The sequence below is a fragment of the Streptomyces sp. NPDC003393 genome, from assembly GCF_053589015.1.
The window spans coordinates 21478-35935 of sequence record NZ_JBSFRB010000041.1 but is presented as its reverse complement, the minus strand read 5'-3'; the positions used below and the strand labels follow the sequence as shown (position 1 = coordinate 35935).

Genomic DNA, 14458 nt, shown 5'->3' with positions numbered 1-14458 from the left:
GCGGGAGCCGGATCTTGGTCCGGCTCCTGCCCGCAGCCTAGTGCTGGATGCGCGAGACCTGCGGTGACCCGGGAAAATCGGGTCCGTGGACGTGACTCTGCTCGGTACCGGTGCCCCCGCGGGACTGCCCCGCCCCCACTGCCCCTGCGCGGCCTGCGCGACGGCCCTCGGCGCGTATACGCGCGCGGCGACGGCGCTGCTCGTGGACGGGGCGGTGCTGCTGGACCTGACGCCGGGCGCGGCGTTGGCGGCGGCGCGCGCGGGCACGTCGCTGAGCGGCGTGCGGCAGGTGCTGCTGTCGCATCCGCACGACGGGCCCGCCGTCGAGGTGCCGGCCGGGCTGCCCCAGCCGGGCCGGGCACCGGACGGACGCGAGCTGACGCTGCCGACGGGGCATCGGGTGCGGGCCGTGGCGCTGGACGCGCCGGGCACGGGGTACGCGGTGACCGGGCCGGACGGACGCCGGCTGCTGTACCTGCCACCGGGCGGCGCGCCGGCCGGACTGGAGGAGGACACCGACACGGCGCGGCCGTACGACATGGTCCTGGCGGACGTCGTGGGGCGGCCGGACGCCCTGGCCAGGCTCCGGGCGGTCGGCGCGGCGGGCCCGGCCACGGACGTCCTCGCCGTCCACCTGGACCATGACGTGCCGGCGGGGCCGGAGCTGCGGCGGCGGCTCGCGGCGGCCGGGGCGCGGGCGGTGCCGGACGGCACCACGCTGACGGTCGGTGCGTACGAGGACGTACCGGACGTGCCGCGGCGCACGCTGGTGCTGGGTGGCGCCCGGTCGGGGAAGTCGGTGGAGGCCGAGCGGCGGCTGGAGACCTTCCCCGGCGTGTTGTACGTGGCCACGGGCGGCACCCGCAGCGGGGACACCGAGTGGGCGGCCCGGGTCGCCGCGCACCGGGACCGGCGGCCGGGCTCCTGGCGTACGGCCGAGACCTGCGACCTGGTGCCGCTCCTGGCGGAGGACGGTCCGCCGCTGCTGATCGACTGTCTGTCGCTGTGGCTGACGGACGCGATGGACTCCGTCGGCGCCTGGGACGACGCCGAGTGGGCGGGCGGCGGCGAGCGGGCCCTGCGGGAGCGCGTGGCCGAGCTGACGGACGCGGTCCGGGCGAGCCGCCGGACGGTGGTCGCGGTCTCCAACGAGGTGGGCTCCGGCATCGTCCCGGCCAGCGCGTCGGGTCGTCGCTACCGTGACGAGCTCGGCCGCCTGAACGTGGCGTTCGCCGCGGAGTGCGAGCAGGTGCTGCTGGTGGTGGCGGGCCAGGCGCTGGTGCTGCGGGGCTGAGCCGCGGCCGGGGCGCCGCCCGGTGCGGCTATGCGTCTCTGCGGGCCACGATCCGGTACGCGTTGGAGAGACCCGGGGTGCGGCGCAGGAGCGGGGAGAGGAGGAGGTCCGCGGCCGCCGCCGCGGCGACCAGGGGGGTGGTGGCGGTGGAGAGGACCGCTCGCAGGGCGCGGCTCAGGGGGCCCGGCGGGCTCTCGCGCCAGGGGGCGTCGGGGGCAGGCAGGGCGTGGGCGAGGGCCAGCGCGAGGGCCGCCGACAGGTCGTCGGGGGTGTGGGGGGTGCGGCGGTCGGTGACGAGGATCGTGCAGCCGGCGGACTCCAGTTCCGCGCGGAGGTTGTGCAGGGGCAGCAGGTGCAGGTGGCGCGGCTGGCCGTGGGGCAGCCACCACTTGCCCAGCAGCAGAGCGAACAGGCTGCGCGGGTCGGGGAGTTCGACGAGGAGGTGGCCACCGGGCCGCAGTGCGTCGAGGGCGCCGCGCAGTTCCGCGCGCGGGTCGGGGGCGTGCGCCAGGTGGTGGAAGACGCTGACCACGTCGTAGCGGCCGCGCAGGCGGCCCGCGATGTGCGGGTCGGCCAGATGGCCGATGTGGGCCTCCTCGATCCGTCCGGCCGCGCGGGCCGCCTCCACGCGCGGGGACGGGTCGAGCCCGTCGAAGGAGGTGTACGGGAACACTTCGCGGGCCGCCGCCGGGAAGTGGCCGTGGCCCGTGCCGACGTCCAGCCAGCTCTCCGGTTCCCCCACGTTGCGCATCAGGTGCGCGTCGGTGCGGTGGCGGCGCCGGTGCCGGTGGGCGGCGAGCACCTGGTGCGGGAGTGCGCCGGGACCGGTCTCGTCCAGGTCCCGGCGGTAGAAGGCCATCCCTTCCCAGGTGATCCGGGGGTTCTGGAAGGCATGCCCGCAGTCCTCGCACTGGTCGAGCGCGAACCGGCCCGGCTTGTGCTGGAGCAGGTCCGGCGCGCGCAGCCGGGTGCGCAGCCGGGCCGAGCCGCACCAGGGGCAGCTCTCGCGGCGCGGCTCGTGGAACCGGTCGATGCCCTGGGCGAGTTCGGTGGCGTACACGATCCGGTGCGGGTCGAAGGCCCGCGAGGCGTACGGCAGGGGCGGCATGGGCGGCTCCCGGTGGGGCGAGAGGGCGTGGTGGGCCGCCGGCCCGCGCGACCCGATGCCGGTGGCCCACCACGACGAATCACGGCAAAGGGAACGTATGAGATCGGGATCCCGGCCGGGAAGACGCCGTACGGGTGTGGTGGCGACGTGGCTCGGGCGCGTTCCACCGGGGCCGGTACTGTTCGGCGAATGAGCTCGCTGAATCTCGACGACTTCACCGATCTGATCGAGCGTCCGGACGGCGGCACGCGCCGTGCTGCCGAGGCGCGCCGGGAGCGTCAGATCGTGCCGCCCGGTGCGCTGGGGCGCCTCGACGACCTGGGTGAGTGGCTGGCCGCGGCGCAGGGGGCCGTGCCGGTGCGGCCGGTCGACCGGCCACGGGTGATTCTCTTCGCCGGCGACCACGGGGTCGCGGAACTCGGCGTCTCGGCGCGGCCCGCGGGCAGTGCCGAGCGGCTGGTGCGGGCGGTCCTGGAGGGCGGCCGGCCGGTGTCCGTGCTGGCCCGGCGGCTCGGGGTGCCGGTGCGGGTGGTGGACATGGCCCTGGACTGCGCGCCCGACGCGCTGCCCGGGGACGTGGTACGGCACCGGGTGCGGAGGGGCAGCGGACGCATCGACGTCGAGGACGCGCTGACCCTTCAGGAGGCCGAGGAGGCGTTCCGGGCCGGCGTCGCGGTGGCCGACGAGGAGGCCGACTCCGGTACGGACCTGGTGGTGCTGGGTGACGTCAGCGTGGGCGGCACCACCGCGGCGGCCGTGCTGATCGCCGCGCTGTGCGGGACGGACGCGTCCGTGGTCACCGGGCGCGGCGGTCAGCCGATCGACGACCTGGCGTGGATGCGCAAGTGCGCCGCGATCCGGGACGCGCTGCGGCGGGCCCGGCCCGTGCTCGGGGACCAGTTGCGGCTGCTGGCGACGGTGGGCGGGGCCGATCTGGCCGCGATGACGGGGTTCCTGTTGCAGTGTGCCGTGCGCAAGCTGCCGGTGATCCTGGACGGTGTGGTCTCGGCCGCGTGCGCCCTGGTGGGGCAACGGGTGGCGTTCCGCGCGCCGGACTGGTGGCTCGCGGGGCACAGCAGCGGGGAGCCGGGCCAGGCCAAGGCCCTGGACCGGATGGCGCTGGAGCCGCTGCTCGACCACAAGGTGACCCTCGGCGAGGGTGCGGGCGCGATGCTGGCGCTCCCGCTGGTCCAGGCCGCGGCGGCACTGGCGGCGGAGCTTCCCGAGGCCACCGCCGAGGAGCCGGACGAGAAGGCCGGGGAGGAGACCGAAGGAGCCGAGGAGGCCGCGAAGGCGGAGGCCGCCCCCGACGACACCGCGCGCGAGGAGGCCGAAGAGGTGAAGGCCGACGGGGGCGCGGCCGAGCACGGCTCGGACTGACGCGGGGCCTGTCCGGCGACGTGCCGGGTGCCGCACCTCCCTTGCCCGCTCTTGCGATGACGGGCCGTCGACAAAACGGATGTTCGTCGCAAGAGCCCCCATATGATCAATCTTCATGGGAGATGCCCGAGTCGCACCCGTCCGTCCCGGTGGCACGAGCGCCCGGCGGGCCGCCGTGTTCGCCGTCTGGTACCTGCGGGCCGCCACGTTCGTCAACTTCCTGAGCGCGGTGTGGGTCTCCCTGGGCCAGGACGTGCGGCGGCACAACCAGCAGAACCTCTTCACTCCGTATCTGCTCACCGCCGGCTTCGCCTCCGGCGTCTTCACCGCGTTCCTGGCCGTCACCATGCGCCGCCGCAAGCGGGCCGCCTGGATCCTGAACCTCGGGCTGAGCGGGTCGTTCCTGGCGCTGTTCGTGTTCGCCCATGCGGCGTTCCCGGAGGTCCGCGGCTCCGCGCAGAACTGGGTCTCCTTGGGGCTGACCGCCGCCTTCGTCGCCGCGCTGCTGCTCGGGCGGCGCGAGTTCTACGCCAAGGGCGACCGCGCCAACCCCCGCCTGGCCGCCGCCGTCGCCGGGGGCGGCGCTCTTGCGGCCTCACTGCTGGCCGCACTGCTGGTGACGGTCACCAACCAGGCGCCCGACGCGGCCCGTTCGACGTTCCTCCAGCGCTGGCACTACGGCACGCTGCGGCTGGTCTCGGTCGCCGCGCCGGAGGCCCGCTTCCCCCACGTCGCCACCCCCACCTGGGTGAACGTCGCCGTCAACGCGCTGTCCACCGCCCTCGTCCTCGCCGTGCTCTACGCCGCCTTCCGCTCCCGGCGCGCCGTCGACCCGCTCTCCGCGGACGACGAGAAGCGGCTGCGGGAGCTGCTCCAGCGCCACGGCGAGCGGGACTCGCTCGGCTACTTCGCGCTGCGCCGCGAGAAGAGCGTCATCTGGTCGCCCACCGGCAAGGCGGCCGTCGCCTACCGCGTGGTGGGCGGCGTCAGTCTCGCCTCCGGTGACCCCCTCGGCGACCCCGAGGCCTGGCCCGGCGCCATCGGCCCCTGGCTGGACCAGGCGCGGGCGCACGGCTGGATCCCGGCGGTGATGGGCGCGAGCGAGGAGGCGGGCACGGTCTACGCCCGGCACGGGCTGGACGCCCTGGAACTCGGCGACGAGGCCGTGGTGGACGTCGCCGAGTTCACCCTGGAGGGCCGGGCCATGCGCACCGTGCGGCAGGCCCGCAACCGTGTGCGGCGGGCCGGGTACACGGTGCGCGTGCGGCGGCACGAGGACATCCCCGCGGACGAGATGGCGTATCTGATCCAACGAGCGGACGACTGGCGGGACGGGGCCACCGAGCGCGGGTTCAGCATGGCGCTGGGCCGGCTCGGTGACCCCGAGGACGGACAGTGCGTGATGCTGGAATGCCACGACGCCCACGGCGACCTGAAGGCGCTGCTCTCCTTCGTGCCGTGGGGGCCGCACGGGCTCTCCCTCGACCTGATGCGCCGCGACCGGCACGCGGAGAACGGGCTGGTGGAGTTCATGGTGCTCGAACTGCTGCGTCGCGCCCGGGACATCCAGGTCACCCAGGTGTCCCTCAACTTCGCCGTGTTCCGCTCGGTCTTCGAGCGCGGCGCGCGCCTGGGGGCCGGACCGGTGCTGCGGCTGTGGCGGTCGCTGCTCAGCTTCTTCTCCCGCTGGTGGCAGATCGAGTCGCTGTACCGCGCCAACGCCAAGTACCGGCCCGTCTGGGAGCCGCGGTTCCTGCTCTTCGAGAAGAGCGCGGACCTGCCGCGCATCGGCCTCGCGGCGGCCCGCGCGGAGGGCTTCCTGGCGGCGGGGCCCGGCGCGCCGGTGCTGCCCGGGTGGCCGTACCGCCGGCGCCTGGAGACACCGCGCTGAGGACGCCGAGGACGACGTGATGAGAACACCCGCTTGGGCACTCGCCCGCTGGTCCCGCGCCGAATGGGGGCTGCTGTACGACGCCGTGCGCGAGCCGCTGCTGCGGCGCCGTCTGCGGGCGGCCCCGATGACGCTCGCCGCGGTGTGCCTGACGGCGCTGTTCCGGTACGCGCAGCACCAGCCCTGGGGCCACGGCCTCGTCCAGGGCCTCGGGTCCGTACGCGCCGAGGACCCGCTCTGGCTGTGCCTGCTGCGCACCCCCCTGTCGCTGTTCGTGCCGGCCCCCGACCTGCCGGTGTACGGGGCACTGGCACAGATCCTGGGCGTGTTCGGCGTCGCCGAGATCTGCCTGGGCCGGCGGCGCACCCTCGCCGTCGCCTACACCGCCACCCTCGCCGGCACCCTGTACGCGCGACTGGGCATCGCGCTCGGCCCGGGCCGTCCGCTGGGCCTGCCCCGCACCGACGCGCACGTGCTGGACACCGGTCCGTCCGCGGCGGTGGTGGGGCTCGCGGTGTACCTCGGGTGGCGTTACGGCGCCCGTGTCACGGCGGCCGCGGTGGCCGCGGCGATGGCGGTCGAGGTGGCGCTGAAGGAGAACCTGGCGGGCCGGGAGCATCTGGTGGCGCTCGCGGCCGTGGCGCTGATGTGCGCGCTGTCCGCCGTACGACTCCGTTGGCCGTACGGGCGGCGCCGCCGGGTCCCGCCACCCGAGCCGGGTCCGGCGCGCGTCCCGTAACCTGCCCGCGTGTCCGCGCCTTCCTCCCCCTCGTCCCCCGCGTCTCCGTCGTCGCCTTCCGCCTCCCCGCCCCCGTCCTCCGTGCCGTCCTCGCGGATGCCCGCGCTGCACGGTCTCCGGTTCGCCTTCGGGACGCTGACCGTCCTTCCGGTCCGGGTGAGCCGCTGGGACCGCGGCGCGGCGCGCGGCGGCATGCTCTGCGCGCCGGTCGCCGGGCTCGTCGTCGGCGTGGCCGCCGCCGTGGCGGGTCTGGTGACGCTGTTCCTCGGCGCCGGTCCGCTCCTCGCCGCCGTCGCCACCGCAGCCGTGCCCGCCGTACTGACCCGCGGTCTGCACCTGGACGGTCTCGCCGACACCGCCGACGGGCTCGGCAGCGGCAAGCCCGCCGAGGACGCGCTGCGGATCATGAAGCAGTCGGACATCGGCCCCTTCGGGGTGATCACCCTCGTGCTCGTGCTGCTCACGCAGCTGGCCGCCCTGGCGCGGGCCTACGGCGACTCGTGGGCGCACGGAGCGCTGGCCGCCGTCGTCGCGGCGACCGCCGCCCGGCTGGCGCTGACCCTGGCCGCGCGCCGCGGGGTGCCGGCCGCCCGGCCGGAGGGGCTGGGGGCGGCCGTCGCGGGGGTGGTCCCGGTGCCCGGCGCGCTGGCGGCCGTGCTCGTCGTCACGGGTGCGGCCGGCGCCGCGGGAGCCGGCCTCGGGATGCGCGCCGCGCTGCTCGCGGCGGGCGCGGTGATCGCCGCCCTGCTCGTCGCCGAGCTTCTCCTGCGCCACTGCACGCGCCGCCTCGGCGGCGTGACCGGCGATGTCTTCGGCGCCCTCGCGGAGGCGGCGGCCACCAGCGCCCTGGTCCTTCTGTCACTGGGCTGAAACGATCTCCGCCGATCCCTTCGGCCGGCCCCGGCCACAGCACTAGCCTGAGCGGCCGGACAGACAGTGACGTGATCGGGGGACGTCCGTGCCGAAGCTGCGCCGTGCCGTGGCCTGGTTCATCGACTTCGCACTGGTGGTCGCGGCGGCCTGCGTGCTCGCCGTGCTCACCTTCCACCGGATGTCCGCGCTCGTCACCGACGTGCCCGAACTCGCCACTCGCGGCGGCCTGGACCTGCTGACCTCGCGCGGCGACGTCATCGGCGCCTCGGAGCACCTCGGACTGTCGCTGTGGGACAAGGTGGTGCTGTACGTGGAGGAGGCGTTCGGGCTGCTGGTGCCGGCCACCTTCCTCTACCAGTGGGGGTGCCTGGCCCTTGCCGGGCGCACCGTCGGCAAGGGGCTGCTGGGGCTGAAGGTCACCCCGCGCAGGGCCCGCCGGGCCGCCGCCCGCGCCGCCGTCACCACCTCCGCCGACGTCGCCGTCTACGCCGTGGCCTGCGTGCTGCTGGTCGAGGGGCAGTTCCTGCTGTCGGTGCTGGTGTGGGCGGTGGCCGTACTGGTCTTCCTGTTCAACGCCCTGCCGGTGCTCCTCCCCGGCCGGCGGTCCCTGGCCGACCGGGTGGCGGGTACGGCGGTCACCGGACTCGGGCTCGGGCCCGGGCCCCGGACGCCCACCGGGCCGGCGGAATGCAGCGCGCCCGGGGCCACGCCCCCGGTCGGCGCTTCCTGAGCAGCGGCCGGGTGACGCGCCGGAACGCGCGCCCGATGATCACCGCCGATCGCCCTCGCGGGAACGGGAGTTGGTTCCTCGGACCGCCCGCGGGCGTGAAGCGCGGGGCCCGGTGGCCGACGGCGACGCCGCCGCCGGGCCGACCCGCGGGACACGGTCGACGGAGCAACGCGCGTAGGCTCGTGCCGGGTGTTTGCCCGCCCGGGTGAAGACCGCACCGCAGGAGGGATCTAGGGTCGGTCGTCGGGACGGTCGACCCCACCCGCATTCGGCCACATCACCTTTTACAGGGAAGCGAGATTTCACCACCGTGACTGCTCTCACTCTCAGCACCGCCGGGGCGCCCGGCCTGCGGGCCGACGCGATCGTCGTCGGCGTCGCCAAGGGCACCAAGGGCCCGGTCGTCGCACCGGGCGCCGAGGCCGTCGACAAGGCGTTCGACGGCAAGCTCGCCGACGTCCTGGAGACCCTCGGCGCCTCCGGTGCCGAGGGCGAGGTGACCAAGGTGCCCGCGCCGTCCGGTTTCAAGGCCCCGCTCGTGCTGGCGGTGGGCCTCGGCGCGGAGCCCGGGAAGGACGCCGGCTACGAGGGCGAGACGCTGCGCCGGGCCGCCGGTGTGGCCGCCCGCACCCTGGCCGGGTCGAAGAAGGCCGGCTTCCTGCTGCCGCTGACGGACGCCGCCGACGCCGGCGCGGTCGCCGAGGGCGCGCTGCTCGGCGCGTACTCGTTCGACACCTACAAGGAGAACGGCAAGGACGCGAAGTCCTCGAACGGCAAGGCGCCCCTCGCCGACGTCGTGCTGCTCGGCGGCAAGCCCCGCGACAAGGCCTACAAGGCGGCGATCGAGCGCGCCACGGCCGTCTCCGAGGAGCTCAACCGCGCCCGCGACCTGATCAACACCCCGCCGAACGACCTGAACCCGGCCGCGTTCGCCGCCGTCGCCCAGGACGCGGCCAAGGCGCACGGCCTGAAGGTGCAGGTGCTCGACGAGAAGGCGCTCGCCAAGGGCGGCTACGGCGGCATCCTGGGCGTGGGCTCCGGCTCGGCGTCGGCGCCGCGACTGGTGAAGCTGTCGTACACCAACGCGAAGGCGAAGAAGCACCTGGCGCTGGTCGGCAAGGGCATCACCTACGACTCGGGCGGCATCTCCCTCAAGCCGGCCGGCCACAACGAGACGATGAAGTGCGACATGAGCGGCGCCGCCGCGGTGTTCGCCGCCGTCGTCACGGCCGCCCGCCTCGGCCTGGAGGTCAACGTCACCGGCTGGCTGGCGCTCGCCGAGAACATGCCCTCCGGTTCCGCCACCCGCCCGGGTGACGTGTTGCGCATGCTCAGCGGCAAGACGGTGGAGGTGCTCAACACCGACGCCGAGGGCCGCCTGGTGATGGCGGACGCGCTGTGGGCCGCCTCGCAGGAGAAGCCCGACGCGCTCGTGGACGTGGCGACCCTGACCGGCGCGATGGTGCTGGCGCTCGGCAACCGCACCTTCGGGATCATGGCGAACGACGAGGCGTTCCGCACCTCGATCCACGAGGCCGCCGCCGAGGTCGGCGAGGAGGCCTGGCCGATGCCGCTGCCCGAGCACCTGCGCAAGGGCATGGACTCGCCGGTCGCCGACATCGCCAACATGGGCGAGCGCATGGGCGGCGGGCTGGTCGCCGGTCTGTTCCTGCGCGAGTTCATCGGCGAGGGCATCACCTGGGCGCACCTGGACATCGCCGGTCCCGCCTTCAACGAGCAGGGTCCCTTCGGCTACACGCCCAAGGGCGGCACGGGCTCGGCGGTGCGCACGCTGGTCCGGCTCGCCGAACTGACGGCCGCGGGTGACCTCGGTTAAAGGTTCGTCCTCTTGCCGTGACGGCCCCGGGTGCGCCTCGCACTCGGGGCCGTTTCGTCCGGTTGCGGCAACCGGGTGGTATGTCTCACACCCCGGCCCCGCGTCTCGTCCACTCCCGACAAGTGCGAAGATGGGCGTCGGCAGGACAGGGCCCCACCCAAGGGCCGAAGAACGAGCGGCCGGACACCAGCCGCCGACCGGTCAGCGACGACCGGCGCACGGCGCACATGCATGGAGGACGTGACGTGGCGAACGACGCCAGCACCGTTTTCGACCTAGTGATCCTCGGCGGTGGCAGCGGTGGTTACGCCGCGGCCCTGCGCGGGGCACAGCTGGGCCTGGACGTCGCCCTGATCGAAAAGGACAAGGTCGGCGGTACCTGCCTGCACCGGGGTTGCATCCCCACCAAGGCCCTGCTGCACGCGGGCGAGATCGCCGACCAGGCCCGCGAGAGCGAGCAGTTCGGTGTCAAGACCACCTTCGAGGGCATCGACGTCCCGGCGGTCCACAAGTACAAGGACGAGGTGATCTCCGGCCTGTACAAGGGCCTGCAGGGTCTCGTCGCCTCCCGCAAGGTCACCTACATCGAGGGTGAGGGCCGGCTGTCCTCCCCGACCTCCGTGGACGTGGGCGGCCGGCGGATCCAGGGCCGCCACGTCCTCCTGGCGACCGGTTCCGTGCCGAAGTCCCTGCCGGGTCTCCAGATCGACGGCGACCGCATCATCTCCTCCGACCACGCCCTGGTCCTGGACCGCGTGCCGAAGTCCGCGATCATCCTGGGCGGCGGCGTGATCGGTGTCGAGTTCGCCTCCGCCTGGAAGTCCTTCGGCACCGACGTCACGGTCATCGAGGGCCTCAAGCACCTGGTCCCGGTCGAGGACGAGAACTCCTCCAAGCTGCTGGAGCGCGCCTTCCGCAAGCGCGGCATCAAGTTCAACCTGGGCACCTTCTTCGAGAAGGCCGAGTACACCCAGGACGGCGTCCGGGTCACCCTCGCGGACGGCAAGGTGTTCGAGGCCGAGGTGCTGCTCGTCGCCGTCGGCCGCGGCCCGGTCTCCCAGAACCTGGGCTACGAGGAGGCCGGGGTCGCCATGGACCGCGGCTACGTCCTCGTCGACGAGTACATGCGCACCAACGTCCCGACCATCTCCGCCGTCGGTGACCTGGTCCCCACGCTCCAGCTCGCGCACGTCGGCTTCGCCGAGGGCATCCTGGTGGCGGAGCGCCTGGCCGGTCTGCGGACCGTCCCGATCGACTACGACGGTGTGCCGCGGGTGACGTACTGCCACCCGGAGGTCGCCTCCGTCGGCCTCACCGAGGCCAAGGCCAAGGAGATCTACGGCGCGGACAAGGTCGTCGCTCTCAAGTACAACCTGGCGGGCAACGGCAAGAGCAAGATCCTGAAGACCGCGGGTGAGATCAAGCTCGTCCAGGTCAAGGACGGCGCCGTGGTCGGCGTCCACATGGTCGGCGACCGCATGAGCGAGCAGGTCGGCGAGGCCCAGCTCATCTACAACTGGGAGGCCCTGCCGGCCGAGGTGGCCCAGCTCATCCACGCCCACCCGACGCAGAGCGAGGCGCTCGGCGAGGCCCACCTGGCCCTGGCCGGCAAGCCCCTGCACTCCCACGACTGACGCCTTCAGTCTTCGGGCGCGACGACACAGACTTCCGCACTTCGTTAAGGAGCAACCGAAACCATGGCGGTTTCCGTAACCCTTCCGGCGCTCGGTGAGAGCGTCACCGAGGGCACTGTCACCCGCTGGCTGAAGGCCGAGGGCGAGCGCGTCGAGGCCGACGAGCCGCTGCTCGAGGTCTCGACCGACAAGGTCGACACCGAGATCCCCTCCCCCGCCGCCGGTGTGCTGTCCTCCATCAAGGTCGCCGAGGACGAGACGGTCGAGGTCGGCGCCGAGCTGGCCGTCATCGACGACGGCACCGGCGCCCCGGCCGCGGCTCCGGCCCCGGCCGCCGCCGAGGCCCCGGCTCCGGCCGCCGAGCCCGCCCCGGCCCCGGTCGCCGAGGCACCGGCCGCCCCGGCCCCCGCCGCCGCCCCGGCCCCCGCCGCCGCTCCGGCCGGTGGCGCCGAGGGCACGGACGTGGTCCTGCCCGCGCTCGGCGAGTCCGTCACCGAGGGCACCGTCACCCGCTGGCTGAAGGCCGTCGGCGACTCCGTCGAGGCCGACGAGCCGCTGCTCGAGGTCTCCACGGACAAGGTCGACACCGAGATCCCGGCGCCCGCCTCCGGCGTGCTCCTGGAGATCGTGGTCGGCGAGGACGAGACCGCCGAGGTCGGCGCCAAGCTCGCCGTCATCGGCGCCCCGGGTGCCGCTCCGGCCGCCGCCCCGGCCCCGGCCCCGGCGCCCGCCGCCGAGGCTCCGGCCGCCCCCGCGGCCCCGGCCCAGCCTGCCGCTCCGGCTCCGGCCCCCGCCGCGCCGGCCGCGCCCGCGGCTCCCGCCCCGGCGCCCGCGCCCGCCCCGGTCACTCCGGCGCCGGCCGCTCCGGCCGCCGTCCAGCCGACCGACGAGGGCGCGTACGTGACCCCGCTGGTGCGCAAGCTCGCCGCGGAGAACGGCGTCGACCTGGCCACCGTCAAGGGCACCGGCGTCGGCGGCCGCATCCGCAAGCAGGACGTCCTGGCCGCCGCCGAGGCCGCCAAGGCCGCCACCGCGGCACCGGCTCCCGCCGCCGCTCCGGCCGTCAAGAAGGCCCCGGCGCTCGAGGTCTCCCCGCTGCGCGGCCAGACCGTCAAGATGCCCCGCATCCGCAAGGTCATCGGCGACAACATGGTCAAGGCGCTGCACGAGCAGGCCCAGCTGTCGTCGGTCGTCGAGGTCGACGTCACCCGTCTGATGAAGCTGCGCGCCCGGGCCAAGGACGCGTTCGCGGCCCGTGAGGGCGTCAAGCTCTCCCCGATGCCGTTCTTCGTCAAGGCCGCCGCGCAGGCGCTGAAGGCCCACCCGGTCGTCAACGCCAAGATCAACGAGGCCGAGGGCACGATCACCTACTTCGACACCGAGAACATCGGTATCGCGGTGGACTCCGAGAAGGGCCTGATGACCCCGGTCATCAAGCGGGCCGGCGACCTCAACATCGCGGGCATCGCCAAGGCCACGGCGGAGCTGGCGGGCAAGGTCCGGGCCAGCAAGATCACTCCGGACGAGCTGTCCGGCGCGACCTTCACCATCTCCAACACCGGCTCGCGTGGCGCGCTGTTCGACACGATCATCGTGCCGCCGGGCCAGGTCGCGATCCTCGGCATCGGCGCCACCGTCAAGCGCCCCGCCGTCATCGAGACCGAGGAGGGCACGGTCATCGGCGTCCGCGACATGACCTACCTGACCCTCTCCTACGACCACCGCCTGGTCGACGGCGCCGACGCGGCCCGTTACCTGACGGCGGTCAAGGCCATCCTGGAGGCGGGCGAGTTCGAGGTCGAGCTGGGCCTGTAGTCGCCGGTCAGTGCAGTACGTCGGTGCCCCCGTCCGGAACCTCCGGGCGGGGGCACCGGCGTAGGGGGCGCGGGGCCGTGTCGGCATGCGGCTGTGCCGCGTGGGCACGATCAACCACAAACGACCCGCACCCGCCCGAGACGGGGCGGAACCGAGCCCCGGGCGTCGCGAACACCGTGTGCGCCTCGTCTCACCTGCGCGCGAGCGCCCCCACGCGCCCTTCCCGCGGAACGAACCCGCCGTATTGTCTAAACGTCAAACGCCCCGACTGAGGAGCCCTCATGACCGCGCCCGTCGTCCACTCGCTGCGCGAACAGATCCGCGAGCACATCGTGGAGGGGATCGTCAGCGGGCGCTGGAAGCCGGGCGAGCGGATCGTGGAACGGCGGATCGCCACCGAGCTGGAGGTCAGCCAGACGCCCGTGCGCGAGGCCCTGCGGGAGCTGGAGTCCCTGCGTCTGATCGAGTCGGCGCCGAACAAGGGCGTACGCGTACGCAACCTCACCGCCGCCGACCTGGAGGAGAGCTACCCGGTCCGGGCCGGTCTGGAGGCCATCGCCGCGGAGCTGGCGGCGGACCGTCTCGCGCAGGACTGCTCGGCCCTGGAGCCGCACGTGCTGGCCCTGTACGAGGCCGACCGCAACGCCGACGGCACCGCCCAGGTCCGCCACACGGTCGGCTTCCACCGGGAACTGGTGCGCGCCGCGCACAACTCCGTGCTGCTGCACACCTGGGAGGGCCTGGGCATCGAGGTTTTCACCGCGCTGTCGATCCGCTGGCTGGGCACCGTCCAGCAGTCGTACGCCGAGGAGCACGAGGAACTGGTGCAGGCGTTCCGCAGGCGCGACCCGCGGATCCCCGAGTTGGTGAAGGCCCATGTCCTGGGGTGCGCGCCGCGGGCGTGAACCGGGCCACCCAGTCGAGCACCGCCCCGCTCACCTGCGGAAACAATTCGAAAACGCGGCACCGCGTGCCTGCCCGAAAGGCACCCCGTGCCGACTTTCTCGGTATCGAGAGGTTTTGACCCTGAAACCTTTGATCGATCATCGATCAGGGAGTTACAGTCACCACGGGCTTCCACCAGAGCCTCAGCCCTGTCCTGCCAAAGACCAAGGGCACCCCCGAACCCTTACCAGATGAGGGAACCCCCTTCGACT

11 protein-coding genes are annotated in these 14458 nt (G+C 74.0%); 10 read left to right on the top strand and 1 reads right to left on the bottom strand.

From position 1 onward, the window contains the following. Nucleotides 1-85: 85 nt before the first annotated feature. Nucleotides 86-1294: a bifunctional adenosylcobinamide kinase/adenosylcobinamide-phosphate guanylyltransferase gene (locus tag ACWDUZ_RS30595; protein WP_451635050.1), complete on the top strand. Its 1209-nt coding sequence runs from the start codon at nt 86-88 to the stop codon at nt 1292-1294. A 28-nt stretch (nt 1295-1322) separates the two neighbouring features. Here the strand turns inward: ACWDUZ_RS30595 and ACWDUZ_RS30590 are convergent, their stop codons facing one another. Next, complete coding sequence (locus ACWDUZ_RS30590) at nt 1323-2402, bottom strand: class I SAM-dependent methyltransferase (RefSeq protein WP_451635049.1); 1080 nt, start codon at nt 2400-2402, stop codon at nt 1323-1325. A gap of 189 nt (nt 2403-2591) precedes the next feature. On the opposite strand from ACWDUZ_RS30590, the gene cobT reads away from it, so the two are divergent. From cobT to ACWDUZ_RS30545, 9 genes are all read left to right on the top strand, one after another. Next, complete coding sequence (gene cobT, locus ACWDUZ_RS30585; protein WP_451635048.1) at nt 2592-3782, top strand: nicotinate-nucleotide--dimethylbenzimidazole phosphoribosyltransferase; 1191 nt, start codon at nt 2592-2594, stop codon at nt 3780-3782. 115 nt (nt 3783-3897) lie between these two features. Further along, on the top strand, nt 3898-5673 hold the full coding sequence (locus ACWDUZ_RS30580; protein WP_451635047.1) for a phosphatidylglycerol lysyltransferase domain-containing protein: 1776 nt from the start codon (nt 3898-3900) through the stop codon (nt 5671-5673). A gap of 19 nt (nt 5674-5692) precedes the next feature. After that, nucleotides 5693-6412, top strand: a complete 720-nt coding sequence (locus ACWDUZ_RS30575; protein WP_451635046.1) for a hypothetical protein — start codon at nt 5693-5695, stop codon at nt 6410-6412. Nucleotides 6413-6508: 96 nt separating this feature from the next. Beyond that, nucleotides 6509-7282, top strand: a complete 774-nt coding sequence (locus tag ACWDUZ_RS30570; RefSeq protein WP_451635045.1) for an adenosylcobinamide-GDP ribazoletransferase — start codon at nt 6509-6511, stop codon at nt 7280-7282. An 88-nt stretch (nt 7283-7370) separates the two neighbouring features. Then, complete coding sequence (locus ACWDUZ_RS30565; protein WP_451635044.1) at nt 7371-8015, top strand: RDD family protein; 645 nt, start codon at nt 7371-7373, stop codon at nt 8013-8015. A gap of 310 nt (nt 8016-8325) precedes the next feature. After that, a complete protein-coding gene (locus ACWDUZ_RS30560; RefSeq protein WP_451635043.1) occupies nt 8326-9852 on the top strand; it encodes a leucyl aminopeptidase in 1527 nt (508 codons plus the stop codon). A gap of 245 nt (nt 9853-10097) precedes the next feature. Beyond that, a complete protein-coding gene (lpdA, locus tag ACWDUZ_RS30555) occupies nt 10098-11486 on the top strand; it encodes a dihydrolipoyl dehydrogenase (protein WP_451635042.1) in 1389 nt (462 codons plus the stop codon). Between the two features lie 63 nt (nt 11487-11549). Continuing rightward, the gene (gene sucB, locus ACWDUZ_RS30550) at nt 11550-13301 is read left to right on the top strand and encodes a 2-oxoglutarate dehydrogenase, E2 component, dihydrolipoamide succinyltransferase (protein ID WP_451635041.1); all 1752 of its coding nucleotides are present in this window, start codon (nt 11550-11552) and stop codon (nt 13299-13301) included. A 281-nt stretch (nt 13302-13582) separates the two neighbouring features. Continuing rightward, complete coding sequence (locus ACWDUZ_RS30545) at nt 13583-14206, top strand: GntR family transcriptional regulator (RefSeq protein WP_389825263.1); 624 nt, start codon at nt 13583-13585, stop codon at nt 14204-14206. The last annotated feature ends 252 nt before the right edge of the window (nt 14207-14458 follow it).

What these genes read in the sequence shown, in the direction of transcription:
- cobT (WP_451635048.1), top strand. Translation starts at nt 2,592, where the DNA reads ATGAGCTCGCTGAATCTCGACGACTTCACCGATCTGATCGAGCGTCCG.
- ACWDUZ_RS30590 (WP_451635049.1), bottom strand. Translation starts at nt 2,402, where the DNA reads ATGCCGCCCCTGCCGTACGCCTCGCGGGCCTTCGACCCGCACCGGATC.
- ACWDUZ_RS30570 (WP_451635045.1), top strand. Translation starts at nt 6,509, where the DNA reads ATGCCCGCGCTGCACGGTCTCCGGTTCGCCTTCGGGACGCTGACCGTC.
- ACWDUZ_RS30545 (WP_389825263.1), top strand. Translation starts at nt 13,583, where the DNA reads ATGACCGCGCCCGTCGTCCACTCGCTGCGCGAACAGATCCGCGAGCAC.
- ACWDUZ_RS30580 (WP_451635047.1), top strand. Translation starts at nt 3,898, where the DNA reads ATGGGAGATGCCCGAGTCGCACCCGTCCGTCCCGGTGGCACGAGCGCC.
- sucB (WP_451635041.1), top strand. Translation starts at nt 11,550, where the DNA reads ATGGCGGTTTCCGTAACCCTTCCGGCGCTCGGTGAGAGCGTCACCGAG.
- ACWDUZ_RS30575 (WP_451635046.1), top strand. Translation starts at nt 5,693, where the DNA reads ATGAGAACACCCGCTTGGGCACTCGCCCGCTGGTCCCGCGCCGAATGG.